This is a genomic window from Terribium retamae (genome assembly GCF_022347545.1).
Lineage (GTDB): Bacteria > Pseudomonadota > Alphaproteobacteria > Rhizobiales > Rhizobiaceae > Mesorhizobium > Mesorhizobium retamae.
On the sequence record NZ_JAKREW010000009.1, the window covers coordinates 66,429 to 92,617 of the forward strand.

Here is a 26,189-nt window from a genome sequence, read left to right on the forward strand (position 1 = left end):
CCGTGAGCCGACCAATATCCGCGGGCAATGACGGTTTTATTGCAGTTGCGAAATCGACGGGCCCTACGTTGAAAGGAAGCGCCAGATTTTCTCATCGGGCTCGATCTGCCCGCTCAGGACGAAATATTTGTAAAGTACGAGCAGGCACAGCGCCTTTTCGGTGGGCTCGTCCAGGAACTGACGGCAATAGGCTTGCGCCGACGCGATGATGCGCTCCGCCTTTTCGGGATGACGTTCGAAAAATGCAACCTTATCGGCAATGTCGGAAAAATCAGGTGCGAGCTGCACATAATGCTCGTCCGGCTTGAGCCGTCCCTCGCAGAACCAGATCTCATTGGTCGGCTCCGGCATCAGGCAGAGCGAATTCGAACTCATGATCCACTTGAGGTTCGTCGCAACATCATTGCCCTCGAGCGAAACGATGTATCGATAACGCTTCTGATCTTCGACGCTCATGAAGGGTTTGCGGTGGCGTTCCGGCGCATGCGTGGCCGGCGATCCGACGTCACAGAACGGCAACCCTTGAGCAGCGTCCAGAAAAACCAGGCGCACAGGGTTGTTCATGTCGCCTCGCCAGACGACCATAGGCTGCTTGTCGACAAAACGCAGTGGATCGGCCTGCATCTGGAAATGGCGCAGCTTGTCCATTTTAAACAGGACGCCGTTGGCGTTATGGGTGCCGATGGGGCGGTTCTTGACGATGGAGGGAACCGGAGGAAGCCCACGAACATCGCCGAACTCCAGATCCAGGCGCAAATTCGGATCGAAGTAGCGGGCGAACTCCTTGAGATCGTAATAATACATCGACGGCCGGCGCGGCAGCGTCGCGATCGTCATTGCCGCGGGGCTCGGCGTGAACGGCTCCCGCAGCTTGTTGTAGTAGTTGAGCCGGTCAAGAATAGCCGGGCCGCGCACAGCAACCGCCAGCGCATGATCCAAACGGCGGCGGAAGAGCAATTGCGGTGCACCGTCGCGAACTATATTGCGCGCGTAATAAAAGACCTTGCCAGTCCTGCGACGAAAATTACGCATCGAAATTCCAACGCAAAAGCCCGCGCAGGCTTTTAGCGTCGCGGCTATCGTTACGCCAGATGATCTCGGCCAAAAACGGTCAAAGAATGTGACGAGACATTATCAAAGAATAATCTCGGTCTGTCCGCGCACAATGTGCGATTGGTTCTAGGCCGCGATGACGGCGAAACCACGGGCACGCAGGCCCCGGCGCTCTGTCTGCAGCGACGCCACCAGCCGATCTCGGCTGCCGCCGATATGCGAAATCAGAAGAGCCGCCGCATCATCACCCCGTCCAGCCCTCAGGGCAGCCAGGATAGAGCGATGTTCTGCCCAAGCTCGCGCGGACGCGGCTTCGTCGCGGATTTCCAGCCATCGCGCCCGCGATAGGCGGGTCATCGCGTCACGCACGGCGCGAAACAGGAACTCATTGCCGGACAGGCGAGCCAGCTCGACATGGAAGTCGGTGCCGATCCGATGCCATTCCTCCCTCGGAGTGCCTGCCCCGCACGAATCGAGCATCGCTTCGATCGCATCAAGACCTTCTTTGTCTTCGAGCGTCGCCGTGAGCCGTGCCGCAGCAGCCTCTACTGCCTGGCGATAGACGGCGATCTGCTCAATTTCTGCGAGATTGATCGGCGAGACCGTCCAGCCTCGTCCATCGCGAGAAACAAGCCCCTCTGTTTCCAGCCTGAGCAGCGCAGCGCGTACCGGCGTACGCGAGGCCCCGAAACGACCTTCGATCCAGCGCTCGGTCAGCTTCTCGCCGGGGCCGATGTCGAGACCAAGGATCATTTCGCGTAGCTGACGCTCAACCTGCTGCATTTGCGACATCGCAGCGCCTCCCTTTTCAGTGCCCCATTGACTTCACGATGGTTGCATCCGATACGGATACCAGTTTGGTATACCAATCAGGGATACAAAACAAGCACACGCAGTGAAGAGCAATGCCATGCCGGGTGAAAGAACGACCTCGACCGACAGTGGTTACAATATCTACTGGCGTCGCAATCTCGCCGTGTGCTTCATCGGCTCCTTCACCACACTGGTGGCAATGACGTTGCTGCTGCCTTTTCTGCCCCTTTATGTCGAGGAACTAGGCGTCAGGGATCACGCGGGGATAGTGCAGTGGTCCGGCGTCGCCTACGGCGCAACCTTTCTGGCTGCAGCCCTCGTCGCGCCGCTATGGGGGCGGCTGGGTGACCGCTATGGCCGCAAGCTGATGCTGGTGCGTGCAAGCTTCGGCATGGCGATATGCATGTCGCTGATGGGCATGGTGCAGGATGTATGGCAACTGGTGGCGTTGCGCCTTCTGGTCGGCCTAGCCGGCGGCTATTCATCCGGGTCAACCATTCTGGTCGCCATGCAGACGCCGAAGGAGCGCTCCGGCTGGGCACTGGGCATGTTGTCGGCTGGCATCATGGCCGGCAACCTGGTCGGGCCGCTGATTGGCGGGGCGTTGCCGCCGAAGATTGGGATACGTGCCACCTTTTTGATTGCCGGCGCCGTTATCTTCCTAGCCTTTCTCGCCACGACTTTCCTGATCAAGGAAGACCGCCGGCCTGCGGTTGCGAGCGCGAAGAAGCAGTCGACTGGTGGCTGGGCGCAAATTCCCGACAAACGGCCGGTGGTAGCGATGCTCGCCACCGGCATGCTTTTGATGTTCGCGACCATGTCGATCGAACCGATCATCACCGTCTATGTCGCTGAATTGGTCGTGGATCCCGCGAAGGTGACATTGATTGCGGGCGTCGTCATGTCCGCAGCCGCCCTCGGATCGATCCTGTCGGCGCCGAGGCTTGGCAGGCTGGCCGATCGTGTCGGACATTGGACCGTCATCGTCGGAGCTCTTTCCATCGCCGCGTTGCTGCTCATTCCGCAGGCCTTCGTGACCGACAGCTGGCAGTTGATCGGGCTTCGTTTTCTGATGGGTCTGGCACTCGGTGGATTGTTGCCTTCCGTCACCAGCGTCATCCGCCACAACGTACCGGACGGTGTTGGCGGGAATGTCCTGGGTTATTCGATCTCGGCACAATATGTCGGCCAGGTCGCGGGACCAGTTTTAGGTGGTTTCGTTGGCGGCCATTTCGGCATGCGCGCGGTTTTCCTAGCCACTGCCGTTCTGCTGGCATTGGGTGCGCTCTTCAATTGGGCTGTGCGCAGCCGCTACGAACAGCCGCAGTCTGCCCAACGCTGAAACCATGCAATCCTGACACGCGTTCGGGCGACCGTTTCAGAAGCTGGCTCGAACTTCAGTTTTCTAGAGGGGCGCGATTTGCGCCTATGGGGACGTTGCGATGAACTCTTCCCGTTTTGTCTTTGAGCCATGCGCTCCTCTGGTCCTGGCCGCCGGTCTCTGCGGCGCGGGAGGCGTGGCGCTGTCAGCGGCAGCGGCGCATATCGGCGGCGCCTTCACCGGCACGGTGGCATCGTTCCTGCTCACCCACGCGCTTGCGCTGCTCGCGATCGGGCTGGTCGGCGGCAACAAGATACTTCGCCTCGGCGGATTTGTGCTCCTGGCAGGGTTGCTGCTGTTCTGTGGCGATCTGCTGGCCCGAGACTTTCAGGGCGTGCGACTGCTTCCCTTCGCAGCACCAACCGGCGGCACCTTGCTGATCCTGGGCTGGTTGATTGCCGCGGCTTCGGCGTTCGCCAGATCGAAGGCCTAGCTACCGGATCTTGCCGCCTTGCCCGCAAGCCGCATGGCAGCGCCTTCCAGGATAAGACTAAGCCCGGTTTCGAACAGTGCCGTGTGACCGCCTTTGCGATAATGCGCCAATCCTGCTGACAACAGCGGATAATCGCGCGCAGCAACATCGAGGTCTGCGCCTCGCCCTGGTCCTTCCGGATAGTCGGATTGCTCTTCGATCACGCAGCCAAGCGTGTAGCGGCCCAGCGCGATGAACAACATCATGGCCTCGCCGACATCGAAACCTTGCGAAACCAGAAACGCGGTTTTCGCTTCAATATCGTCCAGTTCGTCGGGCTCGACCTCGGTACCTGCATGCACCCTGCCGGCGTCGCGGTAGGCAAGCAGCGCCGCGCGAAAACTGCGCGTGTTTTCCAAGAGATATTGGCGCCAATCGTTACCTGCCTGCGGCGGCGGATTGTTATGGCCACGTTCCAGGATCTCCCTGTTCATCGCATCCAGCAACGCGCGCTTGTTCTTGAAATGCCAATACAATGCCGGCTGCCGTACCCGCAGCCGCTCGGCGAGCAGACGTGTCGAGAGTGCATCCACGCCGACTTCGTTCAGAAGTTTCAGCGCCTCTTCGACAATACGCGCGCGGTCGACCTTCATCGGCGTCTCCCATCCGGAATACCATCATATTGCATCCAGAATTTATCAATGATAAGTGAATTTATCACTGATAAAGTTTGGATCATATGATGAACCGTTCCATCGCCATTATCCTGGCAACGGTCGCGCTCACCGCAACCGGCATTGGGCTCACCATGCCGGTGATCCCGGAGTTGCTGCGTGAAGTCGGCCATACCGGCGATCTCGGTTGGCGCTATGGAGCGTTTCTGGCGCTCTACGCATTCATGCAATTTGTTTTCTCGCCGCTGCTCGGCGCGCTCTCGGATCGTTTCGGGCGCAGGCCTTTGTTGCTGATGTCATTGGCGGGTGCGACGGTCGATTACCTTTTCATGACCCTAGCACCGACGCTGTGGCTGCTGTTCGTCGGCCGTGGGATCGCTGGCATCACCGGCGCCGTTTCAGCGGTCGCATCGGCTTACATCGCCGACGTGACGCCCGAGGATCAACGCGCTCGCCGCTTTGGACAAATCGGCGCGGCCTTTGGCGTCGGGTTCATCGCCGGCCCGGCAATCGGTGGCCTGCTCGGTGGCGTCTCGCCCCGTGCCCCTTTCCTTGTTGCGGCGGTCTTGAACTTTACAACCTTGCTGATCGCTCTACTGGTCCTGAAGGAGCCGAAACGCGAGCGGCGCGAAACGCCTGCCGTTTCCCTCAATCCGTTCGCCCCTCTCCGCTGGGCATTCGGCTTCCCTGTGCTGCTGCCATTGCTGGGCGCAACCGTCCTGCTGACAATGATTGGCGAGGTCGGCGGAACCATCTGGGTCGTTTATGTCGAGGACAAATTCGTCTGGGAACCACTGATGGTCGGCATCTCGCTGACCTTGTTTGGCCTGTTTCACGCCCTGGCACAGGCATTCCTGGCCGGTCCCATCAGCGAAAAATTTGGTGAAATGAAAGCGCTTGCCGTGGCTATTGCTGCTGACAGCATCGCCTACATTCTGATCGCGCTGGCAACGCAGGGTTGGATGGCCTTCGCGCTCCTGCCGCTGCTCTGCCTCGGCGGCATCGGGGCGCCAGCACTACAGTCGATGATGACTGCTGGAGTGGACGCGAACAATCAGGGCCGACTGCAAGGCGTGGTTGCCGGCCTGACAAGCCTCGCCTCCATCATCGCGCCGCTGGCGATTTCGACCACCTATTTTGCGACCCGCTCGACTTTCCCCGGCCTGGTGTGGATTGGTGGCGCAGCCCTTTATCTTCTCTGCGTCCCACTGCTTGCCTTGAAGCGCGGAAGCCGGGTCGCCGCCTAGGCGGTGACCCTTGCCTGCAAGACGCGACAACAAGCTGCCAACATGGCTCAGGGTCCGCCACACCAGCCCCGAATGCAGGATTTGTCTCTTTTGAGACGCCGCCTCGCGCTTTGACGACGACAACGATATGCCCCAATAGTTCCGGTAAATGTCCTCGAACAGATAATGGACCGGATGCATGATTGCCTCACTTTCCCGATCTTGCTCGACCTGAGATTGGATCGATTCAAGACCTGGCTAAAAAATTTTGGATCGATCCAAATTCTCCTCTCTCAAGGCCGCAAAGTCAAGGCAAATATGGATCGATCCAACAATTGTGATACAACGCCTGTTGCCTGATGATCGTCAGGCCGGGAAACGTTCGGACATTATCGCGTCCGCCAACGAGAAGGATGACTGATGGCAAGACAGGCAACGGCGATCAAACCGGTGAGGCTGGCGGACGTCGCCAAGGCTGCCGGCGTCTCGCACGGCACCGCCTCGAATGTTTTCAGTCACCCGGAAATCGTCCGCGAAGAAGTGCGCGAACGCGTCAAGGCAGCTGCGGATGCGTTGGGCTATGCCGGCCCGGACCCGAAGGGACGACTGCTGCGCGCCGGCAAGGTCAATGCAATTGGCGTCGCCACCGCAGAGCCCCTCTCCTATTTCTTCGACGATCCGTTCGCCCGTGTGGTCATGTCCGGCATCTCCGAAATCTGCGACGCCACGGGCGCCGGTCTCTCGCTGGTCTCGGCGATCAATGGCGAGCATCTCGCCTGGAATATCCAGAGCGCGCTCGTCGACGGCTTCATTGTCTTCTGCGTGGAAGGCAACTGGCAGCCGGTCTACCTGACACGAGAGCGCAAGCTGCCCTTCGTCGTACTCGACTTTGGCTATGATGAAGGCGCCCTCTCGGCCATCGGCATCGATAATAAAGCTGGCGCGAAATTGGCCGCAGAGCACCTTCTGGCATTTGGCCATCGCCGTTTCGGTGTCCTGGCCCTGGATTTCGACGAAGGAAGCAGCGGACCGGTGACTGCCCGGCGCGCGGAAAACGCAACCTACTCCGGTACACGCGACCGTCTTTACGGCTATCTGGAGGCGCTTGCCGATGCCGGAATCGATGCCGCCAACGTTCCGATCTACGAAACCGGCAACGATGTGCCCACTGTCCACGCCAGCCTCGACTACATGTTCAACCTGCCTGAACCGCCGACGGCGCTGCTGGCCATGTCCGACCGCATTGCCATGATCGCAATCGACTGGCTAAAAGAACGTGGCCTGTCGGTGCCCGGCGATGTCTCCATCATCGGCTTCGATGGCGTTCCGGAAGCCGCATCGTGCAAGCCGCCGCTCACCACCATCGCGCAGCCGATGCAGGAAATGGGCCGCCGTGCCGCCCGGGCGATCCTCGATCCGGGTCAGGCGGAACGCCGCCAGGAAATGCCTCTCGAGCTGGTCGTTCGGGAATCGGCAGGTCCCGTCAGCGCACGCTGACCAGGTGCCCGGCAAAACCCCGCCCTTGCTGCGGCGCCTTCGCTTCGCTTGTCCATCCGAGCCGCGAGAGCCATTCCAGATAGTAGGCGAACGCGAATTGTGCCGTGATGCCGGTGGCAATCAGCATGGTGTCATAGGAGAAACCGCCGGGCCGCACCAATTTCAACACCTGCGCCACGATGGCGAGCACTGTGCCGGCAACAAACACCGGCAGCGACCGTTTGCCGAGGATGGCAAGCGGGTGGTCGAGCGGTTTGCGGAAGAATGCCGAAACCGCCGGCACGGCTACGATCAGATAGGCAATCGAGAGCACATGCAGCAGCCGCGACAGCGACAGGAAGGTCTTGTCGAAACCGGCCAGAACCGGGGGCAGCCCAAACCAGGTGTCTTGCCCCCACCAGGGACCACGAACCCAAACCAAAGCGATCACTGCATAGATCGCCGCCAGGCCCAGCAGCCAGCCATTGACCGGAATGCTGCCGCCACGGCGCACATGCAATGTGCCGACAATACCGATGGTGAAAAGAAACTGCCACGACAGGGGGTTCAGGAACCAGAACCCCTGTTCGGGATAATTCGGAGGCGCGACCTGATCCAGGCCGGCCCACAGCCATACGAGGCCGGACAGCATCAGGGTCGGCAAAGGCCACCGACCGCCCAAAAAGAGCAAGGCAGGCGCCGCCAGGAGCAACACTGCATAAAGTGGCAGGATGTTGTTGTAGCCGATCTGGTGGCTGAGCGTGGCGATGCCGACGAGAACTTCCGGGGTGCGTTCGATCAGCGGGCCGATGTTGATCTGCGTCAGGAAGTCGGGCCGTTTGGCCAGCAAGGCGGCTGCACAGAAGATGGCGATCGAGGCCATGGTGGCGACAATATGGGCAGAGTAGAGGACGCCGGCACGACGCCACATCTTGAGCGTCGCAAGCAATCGATTTCCAGGCTGGAACTTGCGGCCATAGGCAAGGGCAACCGAGATGCCCGAAATTAGGACGAAACCCTCGGCCGCGTCCGAAAAGCCGAAATTCTTGTAAGTGAAGAGCTCGAACACAGTGCCGGGCACGTGATCGATGAAGATCATCAGCAATGCCACTCCCCGCAGAACATCGATGCGGGTGTCTCGTTCGGAAGAAAGCGGGGTGGTCATGATGATTAGGACTCCGCGACGGTTCACGCTATCTGCGGTTCGATCCTCGCCTCCCGTCACGGAACCGCTAGATATTCCATATCAGTGCGAAAGCGACCAAAAACAGAGCAGGCCCAATCACTTTTGAGACGATCCAAAAATGTTTCGTTTTGAAGCCGGCAAAAAGAGATAAAATGTTTGAAAAACAAATGGCTGGAACAGATAGCCGACAAAATGAGAAAATCGCGGCATTACGCCGCGACCTGTCCTTTTTCTACCGCCTTCATGTTCCCCGGAATGCCAGCAGCGAAACGCTGATACTGCTTCACGGCTCCGCTGCGGACGAAACGACGCTGATGCCTTTGGCGACATCGATCGACCCTACGGCAAAGCTGGTCGCGGTGCGCGGACGCGTCGTGCAGGACGGCGATCTGCGTTGGTTCAGACGAATCACGCCGACGCGTTTCGATCAGGCGAGTATCCGCACGGAAGCGGATGCGTTTGCGCATTTTATCGGTGAACTGACCGCACTTCACAGCCTTGACCCGGAGCGTATCGTCTTCCTCGGCTACTCGAACGGGGCCAATCTGGTCTCCAGCGTCATGTTGCTCCACCCTGACCATATCCAGCGCGCCGCGCTGTTGCGTGGCATGCCGGTGCTGGACGAGGTGCCGGCCGCCGACTTGTCCAAGACGCGAATTTTGACGATCGCGGGCGAAAATGATGTCACTTATTCTCCGTTCGCTGGGCCCCTCGTCGCGCTGTTGCGACAGCATGGCGCGCAGGTTGACGCCCATTTGGTGGCTGCAGGCCATGAATTCGGCACAGTGGACGCTGATATTGCGAGAACCTGGCTGGCTTCGCAGGGATCAGCCAGCCAAGCTTGAATGGAAGCGGCCTTCACACCATTTGAGGGTAACGGCTGTCAGCCTGGGCAATGCAAGGATGAGAAGGATATGAACGCGCGCGTTCTTGACGGTGAGATCATGACGTCGAAGCTGGACGATGTCCGCGCCTATGATGGCGTGCGCACGCGCCGGGTCTTTGCGTGCATCATCGACTATCTGGTCGTCGGCCTGCTGACCATTCCCTTTGCCATCGTCATTTTCGTGCTCGGTATCATCACGCTGGGCCTCGGCTGGATGCTTTTTTCCATCCTGGTGCCCGCTGTCGCCGTGCTCTACATCTGGAACACGCTGGGCAGCCGCGACCAGGCCACGCTCGGCATGAAAGCGATGGGTATCCGCCTGGACCGGTTGGACGGCACGCCGATCGACGGCATGACCGCAGTCGTGCATTCGGTGCTGTTCTGGGCCGGCAACGTGATCCTTACGCCGCTGGTGCTTCTGGTTGCGTTGTTCACCGATCGTAAGCGCACGCTGCACGACCTGCTGCTTGGCACTGTCGTCAGCAGAACCGACCGCTGAGGCGGGACTTGTCCACACTGTCCTGCCCAACCATCGAATATATGGGCCAGAAGGCCCATCATCGCGATTATCCTGTTGAATTTTTTGCTGCGCGCGCCAAGCTAGGGCAGTTCGTGGGAGCATTTTTCGACGCGCGATGACGCAGCATCCTACCCAGTCCCCGCAATTTTTCCTGACTGCGCCCTCGCCGTGTCCGTATCTCGAAGGTCAGTTCGAACGGAAGGTGTTCACCCACCTGGTTGGCGACAAAGCTTCGGAGATGAACGACCTGCTGACCCAGGGTGGGTTCCGCCGCTCGCAGAACATCGCCTATCGGCCGGCGTGTGAAAACTGCCGCGCCTGCGTATCGGTGCGCATCCTGGCGCAGGAATTCGAACCCAGCCGCAACATGCGCCGCGTCGAACAGCACAATGCAGATCTTGTCGGCGTGATGCATGATGCCGAACCGTCGACCGAGCAATATTCCCTTTTCCGTGCCTATCTCGACGCCCGCCATCGCAAGGGCGGCATGTCGGACATGACGGTGCTCGACTACGCGATGATGGTCGAAGATACCCATGTCGATACCAAGATCATCGAATATCGCCGGCGCGGACCGGATACCTTCATCACCGGCAAGGGCCAAGGCGCCCTGGTCGCCGTGGCCCTGACCGACAAGATGGCCGACGGCCTGTCGATGGTCTATTCCTATTTTGATCCCGAACTCGACGAGCGTTCGCTGGGAACCTTCATGATCCTCGACCATATCCAGCGCGCCAGGGCTATGGGCTTGCCCCATGTCTATCTCGGTTACTGGGTCAACGGCTCGCGCAAGATGAACTATAAGATGCGCTTCATGCCGCAAGAACATCTTGGTCCGAAGGGCTGGGAACGCTTCAGCGGCTGAAATCGACAATCGGCCCGTCCAGCCTGGTCAAGGCTCCTAACGCTGCCGTTGCTCTGAGGCGGGGGCCTGCACGTGACTGTTTCCCACGACCATTCCAAAGGTCTGCTCATTGCCGCGCTGGGCGGCATGGCGCTGACAGTTGACATCCCGCTGATCCGTCTCGCGGATGGCGCGCCATGGACCATCCTGATGCTGCGCAGCGGCACCACGCTGCTTGCCGGCTTGATCGTATGGTCGGTGTGGCGCTGGTCGACACCAAGTGCGCCGAAGCTGATCCCCGGTCGCGCCGGCCTCGTCGTCGCCATGCTTTACGGACTTGGTTCGATCGCCTTCATCACCGCGGTATTCAACACCACAACCGCCAACCTGGTTTTCATCCTCGCCTTCAACACGATGTTCGCAGCGCTGCTGTCCTGGCTGTTCCTCGGCGAGCGCCCCCGCCCTGCGACGTTCGTAACCATGGCGGTCATGATCATCGGTGTTGGTATCATCGTCGGAGGCTCGATCGGTTCGGGCCACCTGTTCGGCGATCTTCTCGCAGCGACGTCGGCCTTTTGCGTCGCTTCCGCCATCACCATCTCACGCCACAGCGGCAAGGACATGGGCTTTCCAGCGTTGATCGGCGTAGTGCTGCCCTTTCTTGTTGCCGCATACATGGTCTGGACGACGGGCTTTCATGTAAACGCGCCGTGGTGGATCATCCTCAACGGCGGTCTCGTCATCCCGTTTTCTTTCTTCTGCCTGGCGACCGCCCCGAAACATATCTCGGCACCCGAGGTGGCAATGTTCTACCTTCTGGAAACAGTGCTGGCGCCGGTGTGGGTATGGATGGTTTTCAACGAAGTCCCGTCGCGCGACACGTTGATCGGTGGCGCGATCCTCATCATTGCACTGATTGCGCATTCGCTATGGCAGTTGCATCTCGGGCGCCAGCGCCACGCTGCGCTGGCCGTGCGTCACCCTGCCTGAACCTTCCTGGGTTCCAGAACCACGGGCTCTGCTTGGGTCGGTGGGCTTGCTTCGGGCATTGCAGGCGGTGTCTCCGCCAGTTGGCTGTCGACCACTTCCACTTCGTGCAGCCACTCGCGCCATATGGCGACCAGCAGTGCCATCAGCACCGGGCCGATGAACAGGCCGAGGAAGCCCATCGTCTTCACACCGCCGATGAGGCCGAAGAAAGTAGGCAGGAACGGCAGTTTGATCGGGCCACCCACCAGCTTCGGGCGAATCGTCTTGTCGACGATGAAAAGTTCCACCGATCCCCAGACGAACAGCACGATACCCGCCACAGCCGAACCGGAGCCGACCAGATAGAGCGAGACCAGGGTAAACGATAGCGGCGCCCCACCGGGGATCAAAGCCATCACTCCCGTCAGGGCGCCGAGCGTTACCGGTGATGGCACGCCAGCCAGCCAGTATGCGATGCCCAGCACCACGCCTTCGCCGATGGCGATCACGGTCTGACCGGTTACCGTGGAGGAAATCGTGGCAGGCACCACCCGCGAGATACGCTCCCAACGCACCGGCAGGATGCGCTCGCCGAGCGTGTCGACTTGGCGCGCGAAGCTCTCGCCGTCGCGATACGCAAAAAAGAGTGCGATCAGCATGAACAGCAAGGTCAGGAGCAGCGAAAACGCGCTGCCGCCAGCTGCAACTGCTGTCTGATAGATGGACCGGATATTGGCGCCGCTGACCAGCTGGATAAGCTGACCAATCCCTCCAGGATGCCCGAGATTTCGCGTCCACTGCTCATTCAACCACTCGCCAACCACCGGCAGGCTGGCAATCCATTGCGGCGTCGGCGCACCATGGCGATTGGTCCCTATCGCCCAGGTCACCCATTCACCGACTTCGTTGATGACATAGGTTCCGGCGAAGAAGATGGGAATGACCAGGAACGCGAGAATGAGCACGAGCGCGATGGTTGCTGCAACGTTGCGGTTTCCACCCACAGCAGCGAGCAGACGCCGGTAGAGCGGCCAGCTGGCGAACGCAATGACGAGCGCCGCCAATACCGGCACAAGAAACCCGTAAAAGAAGTAAGCGCCGGCGGCGGCCACCAGGACCAGGAGCCAGCGCGCGGCCGACAGCGGCGGGATGACGGCAGCTCGCATAGGCGCGGGCACACCGAACAGGCGCGGTTCCTTTGGTCTCGTCTGCGGTGTTTTCAAGCAGCTACCCCGAATCGACAACGGCGCACCGAAGACCCGCGCCATCCATCATTATGCCGGACGATAGTGCAGCAATCGTGACCATAAGCCAATCGCGGGCAAATTCCTGCCGCAGTCGCCACCGCGGACAAGAAAGATCAGAGGGCCTTGCCGGTCGGCCGCAGCATAGAGATCATGACCGTGCGCACCACGGTCTCCACCTTGTCCAGTGCAACGCCATTGGCAGGCAAATCGTTGTTGGCGATGCCCTGGATGATCGACATCAACGCCGGCACCAGCGCTTCGAGTTCGAACAGCGGATCTATTTCGCCGCGTTCGAGGGCAGCGCCCAGATAGTTGAGGAAGATGCCTCTCACCTCTGCCAGATGGTTGCAATAAATCAGTCGGACGCTCTCGCTGCGTGTCGCCTCGGCATGGAACTGCGCGATCAATGCACAGGCATCCGTCTCGTGCACGAAACGGATATGGGTCATCGCGCCGAACACCATGCCCTCTATGACATTCCGCTTCGTCAGCATCTCCGCGAGTTTTTCTTCGTCGTCTCTCCTCGCCGCTGCGCAAATCTCCTCGATGATCGCTTCCTTGGAGACAAAATAACGATAGAGCGCGCCGGGGCTCATATTCGCCTCGGCGCAGATCTGCTGCATGGATGCCCCCTGGAAGCCTTCGCGGGCAAAACATCTCTTGGCTGCCTCGAGTATGCGCTGCACCTGAAGCTCGCGGCGCTCGGCACGCGACAGCGCCCTGCCTTCCTCGCCCTCAGCTTCTAGCAGCATCTCGATATTGCCAAATGCCGTTTTCATTGCTATTTCCGAAATGCGAATGATCATTCTCAATTTATGCGAGTGATCATTCTCGGTCAATGTAAGCCGCGCGAAACATTCCTGACAAAGTCAGGCAACGAAAATCGCGCGAGTTCGTTCCTAGCGCTTATTACATACTATCGATTGCAGCGAGAGATGAGACCGATGTACCCATCCCACGATCAGGACTCCCACCCGATCGCGAATGGCGATGCTCCCTATCTGAAACTTATCGAGGCGATGCGTCCCCTCGCCGGCAAGTGGAAGATCGAGATCCTCTGGATCCTTGCCCAGCGCAGGCATCGCTTCGGCGAATTGCGCCGCAGCCTGCCCGGCATCACTCAGCACATGCTTACTCTGCGGTTGCGGGAGATGGAGGCGGACGGCCTCATCCGTCGCACCGTGTACCCTGAAAATGTGCTGAGGGTGGAATATGAAGTCAGCGAGGTCGCACAGCGGCTGAAGCCGGCCTTCAAGGCGCTGGTCGAGTGGTCGGAACAATACGGGCCGTTAGCCAAGCAGCGTGAGGCAGATTCCGTCGTCCGCGCCCTGCCCGGCATCGCCGCCTGATCCGTTCGATGTTCCGTTCGAGGCGGGCCTACGGGCTCGCCTCTGTGTCATAGTCGGCGATATGGCCGAAGGCATAACCCTTGGCTCGAAGGCCTGCAATCAGTGCCGTCAGTTTGTCCTTGCCTTGGAACACATCCTGAAACATCTCGTCATGCATGAGCAGGATGAGCTTGTTCTTGCCGATCGTTCTGCGCGCCGCAAACAAATGTCCGATCTCATCGATCAGCCGTTCGACGGACTGTACCGGTTTGCCGCTGCTGTCATGTACCCATTCAAAATCCCAGCCATAGAGCTGAAAGCCTGACGCGGCGACAAACTCGAAATCTACCTGTTCGCGTTGCGCCTGCTCCAGGCTGAGACCGAAATCGTCACGCGACATATATTGCAGCCTGAAAACATCACGCCCCGGCAGCCGTGCCGGAATGGATGGTGGGGTTTTCAAGCCAAGCACCGTGTTCGCCTTCAGCATATCGGCGACGACGTTCTCGGTGTCGGCGTAGAAACGCTCATAGCGATTGTTGGCATGACTGAAACTGTGGTTTCCCACGGTCACCATCGGCAGCGATTTGGCGCGCTTGAGCAGCGCCCCACGCTCAGGATTTGCCAGCACGTGTTGACCCACCATGAACATCGCAGCCGGGACCTGCTGGGCCTCCAGGACATCCAGGACGTTCCTGGTGCCATTGAGCGGGCCATCATCAAACGTCAGGAAAATTATCCGTTCCACGGCTTTAGCCGGCATGCATGCGGCCAGCACCAAGAACAGCGCCGCACGCATGACTGCCAGCATAGAAACGCTCCCCCTTCGAATATGAGCAGACCAAGGTAGAGAGCCGGCCGCAAGCGTCAAGAAGCCATCGGCATTTGGAGCGATCGCCTCAGTTCGACAGATACTTGCGCGTCAGCAGGCGGCCGCGATGGAGCCTGGCTTTGACACTCTGCCGCGTCTCGCCAACACACGCCGAGATCTCGTCGATCGTCATCTCTCGCAGGTCACGCAGCAGCACTATTTCGCGGTACTGCGGCGGCAACGCTTCAATTGCGGCTGCAATGTCCAGCGCAAGCTCGACTTGCGGACGCACACCGAAGGAGCGCTCAAGATCGAGTTCAGCCAGTGACTGCGGCGGACGCAGCCGCAAAGCATGTGCCAGCCGCGTGCATTCCCGCCGCACCACAGTAAAAAGCCAAGCGGAAAACGCTTTCAGCGAACGGATGGTGCCGATCTTGCGCGACAGCTGCCACAACGCTTCCTGTGCCGCGTCTTCGGCATCGGCGGAGCCGCGGCACGTCGAACGCGCATAACGACGGATATCGGGTTGTGCGATTTCGAGCAGCTTGACGATTGCCTCGCGATCCCCCGACCGCGCGGCGTCGAAAAGATCGGAGGGCACACCGTTCATCTGGAGCTCATCGCTGCCGTCCAAGCCCGGTCACGGCACACATCGGGCAAAAACCAAACAATCCCGACAGCGCGAAGCCGACACCGGCCAGCAAACCCAAATAGCTGACTGGCGCGGCTAGCCATGTCAAAGCTGCGATTGCCGCCATCGTTCCAATGACGATCCGCACCACTTGATGCAGGCTGCCGATATTCTTGCGGTACAAAGCCATGTTTGTCTCTCCTGTCGCCGACGCCATGCCGACTTCAGGGACAAGAGGCGCGAATCCGGCAAAAGGATTCGCGCCTGGGAAAAATTATCCGAATTTGCCAGTCCGCGGGAAACCCTTCGGCACCATGCGGCCGGCGGCAGCACGGTTGCCGATCCATTCGGCCAACTCTTCACGTGGCCGCGTGAAAGTGCGATCGGCGGAATCCTGCCACGAAAGGCCGCTGTCCATGACAAAGGTCTTCACGTCGAGAACTCCGCCATCCTTGTATTTCTGCAGACGAACACCCTTGCCCCGCGCCATTTCAGGAATCTCGGACAACGCGAACACCAGCATCTTGCGATTGTCGCCGACGATGGCGACGTGGTCACCGATAGCCGGCAGGCACCGCTTGGCTTCATCGGGCGCCTTTATGTTCATCACCTGCTTGCCCTTGCGGGTGTTGGCGACAACCTCCTCCTCCGAAACCACGAAGCCGTTGCCCTGGTGGGAGACGAGAAGCAGCTTGCGCTTCGGGTCGTGGACGAAGGCGGTGACGATGTCCTGGTCGTTCTCCATGTCGACGATGATGCGGATGGGCTCGCCATGCCCGCGCCCGCCCGGCAATCGATCGGCACCGATGGTGTAGAACTTGCCGCCGGTGGTGAAGATCAGGATCTTGTCGGTGGTCTGGGCATGGAAGGCGAGCTTGAGCCCATCACCTTCCTTGAAGCTGAACAGCGAATGGTCGGTCAAGTGGCCCTTCATAGCGCGCAGCCAGCCCTTTTCCGACACGACCACCGTCACTGGCTCCTTTTCGATCATCGCATGCGCGATATCGGTCAGGTCATGCTCGGGCGCATCGGCAAACTGGGTTCTGCGCGGACCAAGTTCCTTGTTCTCTTCCGGCCCGAAATCGCGGCGGATCTTCTGGATTTCCCAGGCGATCGTCTTCCATTGCTTCTCAACGGAGGCGAGCAGGGATTCGATCTGTTTCTTTTCTTCCGAAAGCCCATCGAACTCCTTGCGGATTTCGAATTCCTCAAGCTTGCGCAGGGCGCGCAACCGCATGTTGAGGATGGCTTCCGCCTGCACGTCGGTCAGCGACCAGCGCGCCATCATCACCTGTTTGGGCTCATCCTCCTCGCGGATGATGCGGATCACCTCGTCGATGTTGAGGTAGGCGATCAGATAACCGGCGAGAATTTCCAGCCGCTTCTCGATTTCGCCCAGCCGATGTTTCGAACGGCGCACCAGCACTTCGCGCCTGTGGTCCAGCCATTCCTGCAGCACGCCCTTGAGCGACAGCACATTCGGCACCTTGCCGCGCGAAAGCACGTTCATGTTGAGCGGAAAACGGCTTTCGAGTTCGGTCAGCTTGAAAAGCGATTCCATCAGGATGGAAGGATCGACCGTACGGCTCTTCGGGACCAGAACGATGCGGATGTCTTCCGCGCTTTCATCGCGGACGTCCTCCAGCAACGGCAATTTCCTGGCCATCAGCAATTCGGCGATCTTTTCGATCAACCGCGATTTCTGCACGCCATAGGGGATTTCGGTGACCGCGATCACCCATGTACCCCTGCCCTGGTCTTCCTGGTTCCATTTCGAACGAACGCGAAACCCACCCCTGCCGGTTTCGTAAGCTTCCAGGATGGATTCGCGGCTGTCGACGATAATGCCGCCGGTGGGAAAATCAGGGCCTTGTACGAATTCCACCAGCTTGGCGACGGATGCGTCGGGATGCTCGATCAGATGAAGGGCAGCATCGCACAATTCGGCGACATTGTGCGGCGGCACGGAAGTTGCCATGCCCACCGCGATGCCGGACGAACCATTGGCAAGCAGGTTGGGGAACGCGCCCGGCAGGACGGTCGGTTCCTCGTCTTCCTCGTTGTAGGTCGGACGGTAGTCGACCGCATCCTCGGTGATTCCGGCGAGCAGTTCCGTCGCCACGTCCGTCATGCGCGCTTCCGTGTAGCGCATGGCGGCGGCATTATCGCCATCGATATTGCCGAAATTGCCCTGCCCGTCGACCAGCGGGTAGCGCATCGAAAAATCCTGCGCCAGACGCACCAGTGCATCATAGATCGACTGGTCGCCATGCGGGTGGAATTTACCCATCACTTCGCCGACGATGCGGGCGCATTTGGCGAAGCCTTGATCAGGGTTGAGACGCAACAGCCGCATGGCATGCATGATGCGCCGATGCACCGGCTTCAGGCCGTCGCGGACATCCGGCAAAGCGCGGTTCATGATCGTCGACAGCGCGTATGAAAGATAACGATCTTCCAACGCCTTCTTCAGGTCGACCGGTTCAATGTTGTCGTGGCCGCCATTATCAGGCGGCAAAAGGCTCTTTCCCATGGGTTTGGACTAGCCGAGAGGCTGATTCGCGACAAGAGGCACGCAGGTCAAGTCGCTCCGATCCTTCTCTAAAAGCGGCTGGCAGAACGCATCCATTGCAATCGCCCGCCACTCTCATCGACAACCGACGCCATGAAACTGTAACATGAGCCGTTTAAGCGCGGCACGCCGATGCGGGATGTTGCGTGGATTGCCGCCATGACGTAAGGACCGCGCCTCGCCGCTGCCCGACCTGCCGGAAGTTTCTTTTTCCGTGAATGTCGGCCTTTCTGGCGGGAATGCCTTCTTCCGGCCCAGTTCGTTGCGGACGGGTGAAGGTGCAAATACGAACAGATTTTTCTAGACAGACTCTGTCACTTTTGGAGCACGCGATGACTATCCACCGCTCAACCCTTCGCAAGTTCGCCTATTCGGCGCTTCTTCTCGTCCTGCCGCTCAATCCGGCTTTCGCAGCCGACACCAAGGCGGTGGCGGAACGTCTGAAAGCCTCATTCGAGAACCAGGGCGTGACCCTCGCCTGGACCGGTGTTTCCGGCGACACCTCCAGCATGGTGCTGGAAGGCGTGACGATCGCTCCAGCCGGCGACAAGGAGCCGCTGAAGATCGGCAATGTCACCTTCAAGAACGTGACCGACGCCAATGGCGGTTACCTCGTCGACACCGTCTCGACCGAGGCTTTCACCCAGGAGAAGGATGGCGCCAAGTTCGAAATGAGCCCCTTCACGATCAATGGCATGACCATTCCCGGCGAAGGCAATACCGATCCCGTCGCCTCCCTGCTGATGTACAAGTCGGCCCAGCTCGACAACCTGTCGGTCAAGATCGGCGATAAAACCGCCTTCTCGGTGGCCAACGTCAACGTCGACATTGTCCCCCCGGCGGACGGCAAGGCAATGACCTTCACCGGTGGCGCCGAGAAATTCACCGGCGACCTGTCGTTGGTGCAGGACCCCGATAGCAAGGCAGTGATCGACGGCCTCGGCTACCAGAACGTATCCGGCAAGCTCGATATGGCTGGTTCGTGGGAACCGAAAGACGGCAAGATGGATCTGTCGAAATACGACATCACCGTCGACAATGCCGGCACGCTTGGCATGTCCTTCTCCCTCGGCGGCTACACCACGGAGTTCATCAAGTCGTTGCAGCAGCTTCAGAAGAAGATGGCCGCATCGCCGGAAGGCGTCGACAAGTCGGCAGAGGGCATGGCTGTCCTCGGCCTCATGCAGCAGCTCACCTTCAACAGCGCCTCGATCCGCTTCGCTGACAATTCGCTGACCAACAAGGTTCTGGAATTCGTCGCCAAGAAGCAAGGAACCCAGCCGAAGGACATCGCCAACCAAGCCAAGGCCATCGTTCCCTTCGGCATGGCGCAGATCAACAACCCCGAGCTGACCGCTCAGGTGACCAAGGCTGTCAGCGACTATCTCGACAACCCGCAGAACCTGGTGATCGCCGCCAAGCCGGCCAGCCCCGTACCGTTCGCGCTGATCGCCGCTGGCGCTATGGCGAGCCCCGCCGACCTCACCAAGACGCTCGGTGTGACCGTCACTGCCAACGGCAACTGATTGGTTGCAACGCCGACCGGTACACCAAAGAAAAGGCCGCTCTCGGGCGGCCTTTTTTCATGAACGCGATTGCCTTGCCACAGAAACAGCCGGCTCAAGCCCGGCTCAACGCAACGTCCGTGTGTGGGCGGATCGGTAGAAGCGCCGACAGCACATCGTCGTCGATCGGTGCGAGGTCGATCGTGCCGACGGTCTCGCCGTCCACAAAATTCAGCGCGGCACGATAACGACGAGCCAAGGTCTTCATCGCCTGGTTCTGAGGATGGGTGGTGACACGCAGCCGCGTGTAGCCCAGTCCACGAGCCTGTGCGATCAGGCGCTGGAACAGGTGGCCACCAATGCCACGGTGCTGCAGATGGCGCTCGACGCTGAAAGCGATCTCAGCGGTGGGCTCGGCATCTTCTGGCCGCTCATGCAGCTCAGCCGCGCCCAGCACCATATCGTCCTCGACATAGCCGATGACCGTGGTGCCATCTGCAAAGCTGCGTTCAGCATAGGAGGCTATGAAACCGTCGTCGGTCAGCCCGTTGAAGCGGTCGCGCCGGCTTTCCGCGTCCAGTCTCAACAAATGCTCGCGGAAACGCGGCAATTCGGAGGGTCTGAGCTGGCGTATGGTTCCCGTCAAGGGAACGCTATTCGTAATCTGTCTTTCCATGTCGCACTCCTCAAGGGTTCCTCCCCGAGTCGGTGCTCGACGCCGCTAATATTGTGCAGCGCAGCATGAATTGCAAGATCACGCAGCGTAACGTTTACGTCAAAGTAAACGCCGTGGACGGCAGGGGTTAGTTCCCCGCCCAAACGTCGAGCACGTAGCGGTTTTCCTTGGCAAGGCGTTCGATCCAGGCATCGGCCTCCTGCGGATCAGCGTCTGTCTCCTCCATGTAGAGACGCGTCAGCGCTCGTTTCACATCCGGTTCCATCCGGCTGCCGTCACCGCAGACATAGATATGGGCGCCCGTCTCCACCAGCCCCCACACGACTGCGCCGTTCTTGCGGATAAGGTCCTGTACATAAGTCCGTTCGCCGTCATGGCGTGAAAAGGCGACATGCAGATCGACAAGGCCTTCGGAAGCCATCGCCTCGAGCTCGTCGCGATAGAGGAAATCCTCGTCCGGATGACGACATCCGAAGAACAGCATGGCAGCGCCCAGCACCTTGCCAGCCTTCGCCGCGGCAGCCCGCTCCTGCAGGAAAGCTCGGAAGGGCGCTAGCCCGGTGCCAGGGCCCACCATGATGAGCGGTCGTGCCAAATCGTCAGGGAGACGAAAGCCTGCCTTGGTCTCGCGAGTGGTCGCGTGGATGACCGTCCCCTCGCCTGCCCGCGCCAGATGGTTTGAGCAGGCACCGCGATAGAAGCCGTTGCCCGACCGCGCCGGACCGTCAACCACGCCGACGGTGATGGAGCATCGCCTGGCGTCCAAGGATGGGGAAGACGAGATCGAATAGTAACGCGGTGCCAGCAGCGGCAGCATCTCCAGATATTGCCCGAAGGAAAGTTCGCAAGCCGGGAACTGCTCCAGCAGATCCAGCACGGATTTGCGCTTGGCAAACACTTCGCTCTTGTAAGGATCGATGCCATCCTTGCCCGCGGCGATCAGCGCCTCCAGCTGCGGTATGGTGAACGGGCAACGGGTTGCCGCAGCCATCGCCTGGATCTGCTTGCGCGTGGCAACGGCCTGCAGTTCGACATAGTCGGAGAGGATACGGCGCACCGGAACGGGGCCATCCGCCGGAAAAGGCGCCTGCCGCCCGCCCGTGGTTTTTAGCCTGATCTGAGCATCCGGTCCGAAGCCGAAGCGTTTCTCGACCCTTTCGACCAGGGCGAGGTCGTTCACCGGCACGACGCACAGATGATCGCCGGCGCAGTAAGAAACGCCATCCGGCAGCGTCACCTCGACATGACGCGTGGAGCGGCCAGAGCCCGGCGACTGCAGTTCGCGATTGCAAACGACTGTCATCGTCACGGCACCGGACTGATGGACGACAGGGTTGAGCGGCTGGCCGGAGACGATCTCCACCTGGTAGAGAGGCTCTGCCTCTGCCTGTTCTGAAAAATCGATGTCGAGGTCCAACGCCTCTCCCAGTGATGGAAACAGGCCCTTGAACCAGTCCTGGAACTGACCGTCGAGGTCCTCGCGCGCATCGCCTTCGCCGCGCTGGGTGATGCGCTTGCCGCCGAGCACTTCCAGCCGCTCATCGATGCGACGGGGCGTCGCCTGAAAGGTGGAAGCCCAATCGCGATTGCCGCAGCCGAAAACCAGATAGTTGACGCCTTCGGCGGCTCCCGGTTCGGCTTTTTCAAGCCATTCCATGAATCTCGTCGCATTGTCCGGCGGAGCGCCGTTGTAGGAAGCGCTGGCGATGACCACCGCCCCTTCTGTCGGCAAGCTGCCTGCCTTGGCGTCGAGCTCGTCCAAGGTCACATCGAACCCGTTCAATTCGCCCCTCTGGGCAATCGCGCGGGCGAGATCTTCCGTCGTGCCGAGATTTGAACCGTAAAGCACCATCAAGGGCGTGCCGTGCTTCGGCCGTCTGGCGGCCTGAGGCGCGACTTGCGCAGCCTGGTCGGCCAGAGCTGCACCCGCCACCACCGTGCCACGCGTCCGACCTGGCCGAGGCTTCACACGCATGCGGAAGCCGTCCGGTTTGATCGACATCGTCTCCTTGATGCGCAATTGATACTTCTGGTGATCGAACAGCTGGAAACGCTGCAGAATCATGCCGATCACCAGCGTTGCCTCCTGCATGGCAAACTGGCGGCCGATGCAGGCACGCTGACCATTGCCCCAGGGTTTGAAGGCATGCGCCGGCCGGGAAGCCTCGGCCTCCCGCGTGAAATTGTCGGGATTGAAACGCTCGGGCTCTGTCCCCCAGATCGACGGATCACGATGCAGCATCAGCGTCAGAAGTGTGGTGAAGGTATTCTTCTTCACCTTGTATTGGTTGCCGAGTATCTCGTCATTGTAGGGATAAAGGCCGATCGCCGGTGCCGTTGGCCATAGTCTCAGCGATTCGTTGAGCACCTGCTGCACATAGGTGAGATGGCTGACCTGGCTGATGGTCGGCATGACGCCGATGTCGTTGCCAAGCACGCGGTCGACCTCTTCATAGGACTTTTCCAGTACATCCGGGTTGTTGAGCAGGAAATAGAGCGTGAAGGACATCAACCCCGATGTCGTCTCGTGACCGGCAATCAGGAAGGTGATGATCTGGTAGCGGATGTTTTCGTCGGACAGGCTCTCGCCGGTCGTCTTGTCGACGCCCGCCAGCATGAAGTTGAGCAGATCCTTCTGCGCCTGGTCGCCGCCGCCACGGCGACGCTCGCGCACGATGTCGTCCACCAGCTTCGACATGAAAGCGACATCGGACTTCAGCTGTTCGAGTCGCTTGCGCAGGATCATTTTCTCGAACGGCAGCCCGCGTTGCACCATGCATGTTTCGAGCGTTCGCGTCAGCGCATCGATGAACGGATGATAGTCGCGCCGGTAGAAGGAGTTGAAGCGGTAGTCGAAACCGCAGACCCCGATCGTATCCAGCGCCAATGCGGTCATGTCATGCACGACATCGATGTCGTCATCGACGTTGAGGCGCTCCCACTTCATGCAGAGTTGGCTGGCGATGTCCTGCATCAGCGGCAGGTACCCGGCCATGGCGCGCTGCGCGAATGTCGGCAGCAGTATATTGTGGGCCTTTGTCCAGTTGTCTTCCTGGGTGTAGGCAGTGAACAGCCCATCGCCGGCGGCAGACCGAACGCGCCGCAGCGAGCCGCGAACCGCCTTGTCGAAGCGGGTCTCATCGCAGATTTCCTCGACCAGGGAGGCACCCGACACCACCACCATCGGTGTGCCCATCATGTCGAGACGGAAGATTGGTCCCAGCTCGCGCGCGAGCTGCATGAGGCTTTGGAGAGGAGTCTCAGTATCCACCGTCAGCATATTGCCGACGATCGGCTTTTTGGGCGGACCTGGGATCCTGCCGAACCCGGTGTCCTGCGCCATGCGCGCCCTCCCTAGACTTTCATCCGGTTCTGTTCCCAGTTCGAATAATCGTGAGTTTCAGCTGAAACGCAAGGAGACGGAGGTCTTGGGCTCTTGCCGGCCAGATGACGCAGCGGAAGCACCGCTGACTTGACATCCTCCGCCAAAAAGTTGACGAAAAATGTCATGTAAATGAAAGTCCAGTCTAGAATTATTCCAAACTATAGGCCATATTCGCCCTAACACGTGCTTTGCGAAGGAGCGACCATGCGGCTCACGCGTCAAACCAACTATGCCATGCGGATCCTGATGTATTGTGCGGCCAATGATGATCGCCTCAGCCGCATTCCCGAAATCGCAGCTGCCTATACGGTGTCGGAGCTGTTCCTGTTCAAGATCCTGCAGCCGCTGGTCGAACACGGTCTGGTGGAAACCGTTCGCGGCCGCAACGGCGGCGTGAGGCTCGGCAAACCTGCCGCCGAGATCACCCTCTTCGACGTCGTTCGTATCACCGAGGAGAATTTCGCCATGGCGGAATGCTTCGAGGCCGATGCCGACTGCCCGCTGATCGACAGCTGCGCGCTCAATTCCGCGCTACGCGAAGCACTCAACGCCTTCTTTGAAGTGCTCGGCCGCTACACGATCGCCGATATGGTGGCCGCCCGCCCGAACGTACGTTCGCTGCTTGGCATCGATCTTCTCGAACGCCGTACCCCTGCCTCGGCGGCGTGAACCGGGTTAATCTACGTCGATACCGATTGCGGCAGCACGAACGGCACGTCGCCTGACGGCAGTACACCGACGCGCATGCGACAGTCGAAAACCTTCTCGATCAGACTGTCGCTGAGCACGGCTGCCGGCGCTCCGGCCGCGGCCAGCGACCCGCGATGCATGACGAATATGCGATCGGCATACATTGCCGTCAGGTTGAGGTCATGCAGGATCGTGACGACCCCACCGCCCCGCTTCGCAAAATCGCGCGCTATATCCATGATGATGAGCTGATGCTTGATGTCCAAGCTCGACACCGGCTCGTCCAGGAAAAGGTAGCGCGGCCGGCCGTCCAGCACGGGCGCCCATACCTGGCAAAGCACGCGAGCCAGCTGAACACGCTGCTGCTCGCCGCCGGATAGCTCCTGATAGAATCGCCCCGCAAAGCCATCCAGATCGACTTTTGCCAGCGCCCGCTCGGGCAGGCGTTCGCTTTCGCCTGCCAGAGCGCCGGACCGGCCACCGATCAGTCCAAGCCGCACGATCTCCTGGACCGTGAAAGGGAATGCTAGCGATGTCGCCTGCGGCAGCACTGCACGCATTCCAGCGGCTTCGACCGGGCGCATCGCGGACACCTCGCGGCTGTTGATGGTGACCGAGCCATCATAGCCGAAATCCCCGGATAGGGCTTTGAGGAAGGTCGTCTTGCCAGAGCCGTTCGGACCAACGATGGCCGCGATCTCGCCCGGACACGCTTCGAAATCGACGCCCGAAACGATGCGCTTTCCGCCAAGTTTCACCGAGACATCACGGGCTTCGATCATGCTGATCTCACAGGTCAATGACGCCGCGCTTGCGCAGCAATATCCACAGGAAGAACGGACCACCCACCGTCGCGGTGATGATGCCGATCGGCAATTCGGCCGGCGCGACGATGGTGCGGGAAACGGTGTCGGCCAGAATGAGCAGTGTGGCGCCAAGCAACGCCGAGGCCGGCAGCAGGTAGCGATTGTCCGGGCCGATGGTGAGGCGCAGCAGATGCGGCACCACGATACCGACGAAGCCGATACCGCCGCTGACGGCAACCGAAGCGCCCACCGCCGCCGATACACCGGCTATGGCGATATATTTCAACTTCTGCACCTGAATGCCGAGATGGTTCGCCGTCGCCTCGCCAAGGGCGAGAGCGTTGAGTCCTCGGGCAAAAAACGGCATCGCCACCAATGCAATCAGCATCACAGGCCCGGCGGTACCGATCTTGGTCCAGGTTGCGCCGGCCAGCGAGCCAAGCTGCCAGAAGGTGAGATCGCGCAATTGGCGATCGTCGGCCATATAGATGAGCACCCCGGTCAGAGCCATGGCCAGCGCCGACAGCGCAATGCCTGCCAAAAGCATGGTCGCGACCGAGGTACGCCCCTGACGCGTCGCAACCTGGTAGAGGATGAGCGTCGTAACGAGACCGCCCATGAAAGCCGCGAGCGGTAACGCCATCGGACCCAACAGCGTCGTAAATGGCGCCAACGCCGTGCCGCCCAGAACGATCACCGATACCGCGCCGAGCCCCGCGCCTGCCGAAACGCCGACGATGCCGGGATCGGCCAGCGGATTGCGGAACAAGCCCTGCATGACCGCACCGGACACGGCAAGCGCAGCCCCGATCAGTGCACCCAGGACGACGCGCGGCAGCCGGATGTCGTAGATGATGATGCGGTCGCGGGCGCTCAAGACACGATCGGCAGCATCCGGACCGGAAAACCAGTCGCGCAGGGCGTCGAGAGCCGAAGCGTCGGACGCGCCGGCGGTCAGGCTGAACAGCGCAACGACTGCGAGCAACACAGCGAGCAGAAGGATGGCAAGGCGCGCACGCGCCGAGCGATCGCCGGCTGCCTTGCGCGCCGTCAAGCCGGACGGGCCGGCAATGGAATGGTCAACCATGGCACTCGACC

25 protein-coding genes are annotated in these 26,189 nt (G+C 60.2%); 11 read left to right on the forward strand and 14 right to left on the reverse strand.

The features are described 5' to 3' along the window. Nucleotides 1-63 precede the first annotated feature (63 nt). Both L4923_RS11930 and L4923_RS11935 read right to left on the reverse strand, forming a co-directional pair. Nucleotides 64-1,032 carry a glycosyl transferase family 90 gene (locus L4923_RS11930; RefSeq protein ID WP_239365159.1) on the reverse strand — a complete coding sequence of 323 codons (969 nt, stop codon included), beginning with the start codon at nucleotides 1,030-1,032 and terminating at the stop codon, nucleotides 64-66. Between the two features lie 147 nt (nucleotides 1,033-1,179). Beyond that, entirely contained in the window at nucleotides 1,180-1,845 is a 666-nt protein-coding gene (locus tag L4923_RS11935) for a GntR family transcriptional regulator (protein ID WP_239365160.1), read from the reverse strand. A 118-nt stretch (nucleotides 1,846-1,963) separates the two neighbouring features. Here L4923_RS11935 and L4923_RS11940 point away from each other — a divergent pair, with 118 nt between their 5' ends. Both L4923_RS11940 and L4923_RS11945 read left to right on the forward strand, forming a co-directional pair. Then, nucleotides 1,964-3,208: a multidrug efflux MFS transporter gene (locus L4923_RS11940; RefSeq protein ID WP_239365161.1), complete on the forward strand. Its 1,245-nt coding sequence runs from the start codon at nucleotides 1,964-1,966 to the stop codon at nucleotides 3,206-3,208. 100 nt (nucleotides 3,209-3,308) lie between these two features. Then, nucleotides 3,309-3,680: a DUF423 domain-containing protein gene (locus L4923_RS11945; RefSeq protein WP_239365163.1), complete on the forward strand. Its 372-nt coding sequence runs from the start codon at nucleotides 3,309-3,311 to the stop codon at nucleotides 3,678-3,680. Here the strand turns inward: L4923_RS11945 and L4923_RS11950 are convergent. After that, nucleotides 3,677-4,312 carry a TetR/AcrR family transcriptional regulator C-terminal domain-containing protein gene (locus L4923_RS11950; RefSeq protein WP_239365165.1) on the reverse strand — a complete coding sequence of 212 codons (636 nt, stop codon included), beginning with the start codon at nucleotides 4,310-4,312 and terminating at the stop codon, nucleotides 3,677-3,679. The genes L4923_RS11945 and L4923_RS11950 overlap by 4 nt on opposite strands. A gap of 89 nt (nucleotides 4,313-4,401) precedes the next feature. Here L4923_RS11950 and tet point away from each other — a divergent pair, with 89 nt between their 5' ends. Both tet and L4923_RS11960 read left to right on the forward strand, forming a co-directional pair. Then, nucleotides 4,402-5,580, forward strand: coding sequence for a Tet(A)/Tet(B)/Tet(C) family tetracycline efflux MFS transporter (tet, locus tag L4923_RS11955; protein ID WP_239365167.1), 1,179 nt, complete (start codon nucleotides 4,402-4,404; stop codon nucleotides 5,578-5,580). Nucleotides 5,581-5,979: 399 nt separating this feature from the next. Beyond that, a complete protein-coding gene (locus L4923_RS11960) occupies nucleotides 5,980-7,056 on the forward strand; it encodes a LacI family DNA-binding transcriptional regulator (RefSeq protein WP_239365170.1) in 1,077 nt (358 codons plus the stop codon). Here L4923_RS11960 and L4923_RS11965 read toward each other — a convergent pair. Continuing rightward, nucleotides 7,043-8,200: an OpgC family protein gene (locus L4923_RS11965; protein WP_239365173.1), complete on the reverse strand. Its 1,158-nt coding sequence runs from the start codon at nucleotides 8,198-8,200 to the stop codon at nucleotides 7,043-7,045. The genes L4923_RS11960 and L4923_RS11965 overlap by 14 nt on opposite strands. 173 nt (nucleotides 8,201-8,373) lie before the next feature. Here L4923_RS11965 and L4923_RS11970 point away from each other — a divergent pair, with 173 nt between their 5' ends. The 4 genes from L4923_RS11970 (at nucleotide 8,374) to L4923_RS11985 (ending at nucleotide 11,461) form a co-directional block, all read left to right on the forward strand. Further along, nucleotides 8,374-9,066, forward strand: a complete 693-nt coding sequence (locus L4923_RS11970; protein WP_239365176.1) for an alpha/beta hydrolase — start codon at nucleotides 8,374-8,376, stop codon at nucleotides 9,064-9,066. Nucleotides 9,067-9,135: 69 nt separating this feature from the next. Then, nucleotides 9,136-9,606: an RDD family protein gene (locus L4923_RS11975; RefSeq protein WP_239365179.1), complete on the forward strand. Its 471-nt coding sequence runs from the start codon at nucleotides 9,136-9,138 to the stop codon at nucleotides 9,604-9,606. Nucleotides 9,607-9,742: 136 nt separating this feature from the next. After that, nucleotides 9,743-10,492: an arginyltransferase gene (locus L4923_RS11980; protein WP_239365182.1), complete on the forward strand. Its 750-nt coding sequence runs from the start codon at nucleotides 9,743-9,745 to the stop codon at nucleotides 10,490-10,492. A gap of 72 nt (nucleotides 10,493-10,564) precedes the next feature. Next, complete coding sequence (locus tag L4923_RS11985) at nucleotides 10,565-11,461, forward strand: DMT family transporter (RefSeq protein ID WP_239365185.1); 897 nt, start codon at nucleotides 10,565-10,567, stop codon at nucleotides 11,459-11,461. On the opposite strand, the gene L4923_RS11990 is transcribed toward L4923_RS11985, so the two are convergent. Both L4923_RS11990 and L4923_RS11995 read right to left on the reverse strand, forming a co-directional pair. After that, nucleotides 11,449-12,606, reverse strand: coding sequence for an AI-2E family transporter (locus L4923_RS11990; protein ID WP_425530942.1), 1,158 nt, complete (start codon nucleotides 12,604-12,606; stop codon nucleotides 11,449-11,451). The genes L4923_RS11985 and L4923_RS11990 overlap by 13 nt on opposite strands. Before the next feature lie 194 nt (nucleotides 12,607-12,800). Beyond that, nucleotides 12,801-13,466, reverse strand: a complete 666-nt coding sequence (locus L4923_RS11995; protein ID WP_239365191.1) for a TetR/AcrR family transcriptional regulator — start codon at nucleotides 13,464-13,466, stop codon at nucleotides 12,801-12,803. A gap of 165 nt (nucleotides 13,467-13,631) precedes the next feature. On the opposite strand from L4923_RS11995, the gene L4923_RS12000 reads away from it, so the two are divergent. Further along, nucleotides 13,632-14,036, forward strand: a complete 405-nt coding sequence (locus L4923_RS12000; protein WP_239365193.1) for a winged helix-turn-helix transcriptional regulator — start codon at nucleotides 13,632-13,634, stop codon at nucleotides 14,034-14,036. A gap of 28 nt (nucleotides 14,037-14,064) precedes the next feature. On the opposite strand, the gene L4923_RS12005 is transcribed toward L4923_RS12000, so the two are convergent. The 4 genes from L4923_RS12005 to parC form a co-directional block, all read right to left on the reverse strand. Then, nucleotides 14,065-14,886 carry a polysaccharide deacetylase family protein gene (locus L4923_RS12005; RefSeq protein ID WP_239365195.1) on the reverse strand — a complete coding sequence of 274 codons (822 nt, stop codon included), beginning with the start codon at nucleotides 14,884-14,886 and terminating at the stop codon, nucleotides 14,065-14,067. 28 nt (nucleotides 14,887-14,914) lie between these two features. After that, nucleotides 14,915-15,436, reverse strand: coding sequence for an RNA polymerase sigma factor (locus L4923_RS12010; protein WP_239365196.1), 522 nt, complete (start codon nucleotides 15,434-15,436; stop codon nucleotides 14,915-14,917). Between the two features lie 7 nt (nucleotides 15,437-15,443). Continuing rightward, nucleotides 15,444-15,647, reverse strand: coding sequence for a YgaP family membrane protein (locus tag L4923_RS12015; protein ID WP_239365197.1), 204 nt, complete (start codon nucleotides 15,645-15,647; stop codon nucleotides 15,444-15,446). An 84-nt stretch (nucleotides 15,648-15,731) separates the two neighbouring features. Next, nucleotides 15,732-17,990, reverse strand: a complete 2,259-nt coding sequence (gene parC / locus L4923_RS12020) for a DNA topoisomerase IV subunit A (RefSeq protein ID WP_239365198.1) — start codon at nucleotides 17,988-17,990, stop codon at nucleotides 15,732-15,734. A gap of 371 nt (nucleotides 17,991-18,361) precedes the next feature. Between parC and L4923_RS12025 the strand changes: the two genes are divergently transcribed. Further along, nucleotides 18,362-19,555: a hypothetical protein gene (locus L4923_RS12025; RefSeq protein ID WP_239365199.1), complete on the forward strand. Its 1,194-nt coding sequence runs from the start codon at nucleotides 18,362-18,364 to the stop codon at nucleotides 19,553-19,555. A gap of 94 nt (nucleotides 19,556-19,649) precedes the next feature. Here L4923_RS12025 and L4923_RS12030 read toward each other — a convergent pair whose 3' ends face one another. Together L4923_RS12030 and L4923_RS12035 are read right to left on the reverse strand one after the other, a co-directional pair. Further along, nucleotides 19,650-20,210 (reverse strand): GNAT family N-acetyltransferase, encoded by a 561-nt coding sequence (locus L4923_RS12030; protein WP_239365200.1) that lies wholly within the window; start codon nucleotides 20,208-20,210, stop codon nucleotides 19,650-19,652. Between the two features lie 127 nt (nucleotides 20,211-20,337). After that, a complete protein-coding gene (locus L4923_RS12035; RefSeq protein ID WP_239365201.1) occupies nucleotides 20,338-23,553 on the reverse strand; it encodes a bifunctional cytochrome P450/NADPH--P450 reductase in 3,216 nt (1,071 codons plus the stop codon). A 246-nt stretch (nucleotides 23,554-23,799) separates the two neighbouring features. On the opposite strand from L4923_RS12035, the gene rirA reads away from it, so the two are divergent. Continuing rightward, nucleotides 23,800-24,264: an iron-responsive transcriptional regulator RirA gene (rirA, locus tag L4923_RS12040; RefSeq protein ID WP_239365203.1), complete on the forward strand. Its 465-nt coding sequence runs from the start codon at nucleotides 23,800-23,802 to the stop codon at nucleotides 24,262-24,264. An 11-nt stretch (nucleotides 24,265-24,275) separates the two neighbouring features. On the opposite strand, the gene L4923_RS12045 is transcribed toward rirA, so the two are convergent. Further along, nucleotides 24,276-25,067 (reverse strand): heme ABC transporter ATP-binding protein, encoded by a 792-nt coding sequence (locus L4923_RS12045; RefSeq protein WP_239365205.1) that lies wholly within the window; start codon nucleotides 25,065-25,067, stop codon nucleotides 24,276-24,278. A 7-nt stretch (nucleotides 25,068-25,074) separates the two neighbouring features. Beyond that, nucleotides 25,075-26,178, reverse strand: coding sequence for a FecCD family ABC transporter permease (locus L4923_RS12050; protein ID WP_239365206.1), 1,104 nt, complete (start codon nucleotides 26,176-26,178; stop codon nucleotides 25,075-25,077). Nucleotides 26,179-26,189 lie beyond the last annotated feature (11 nt).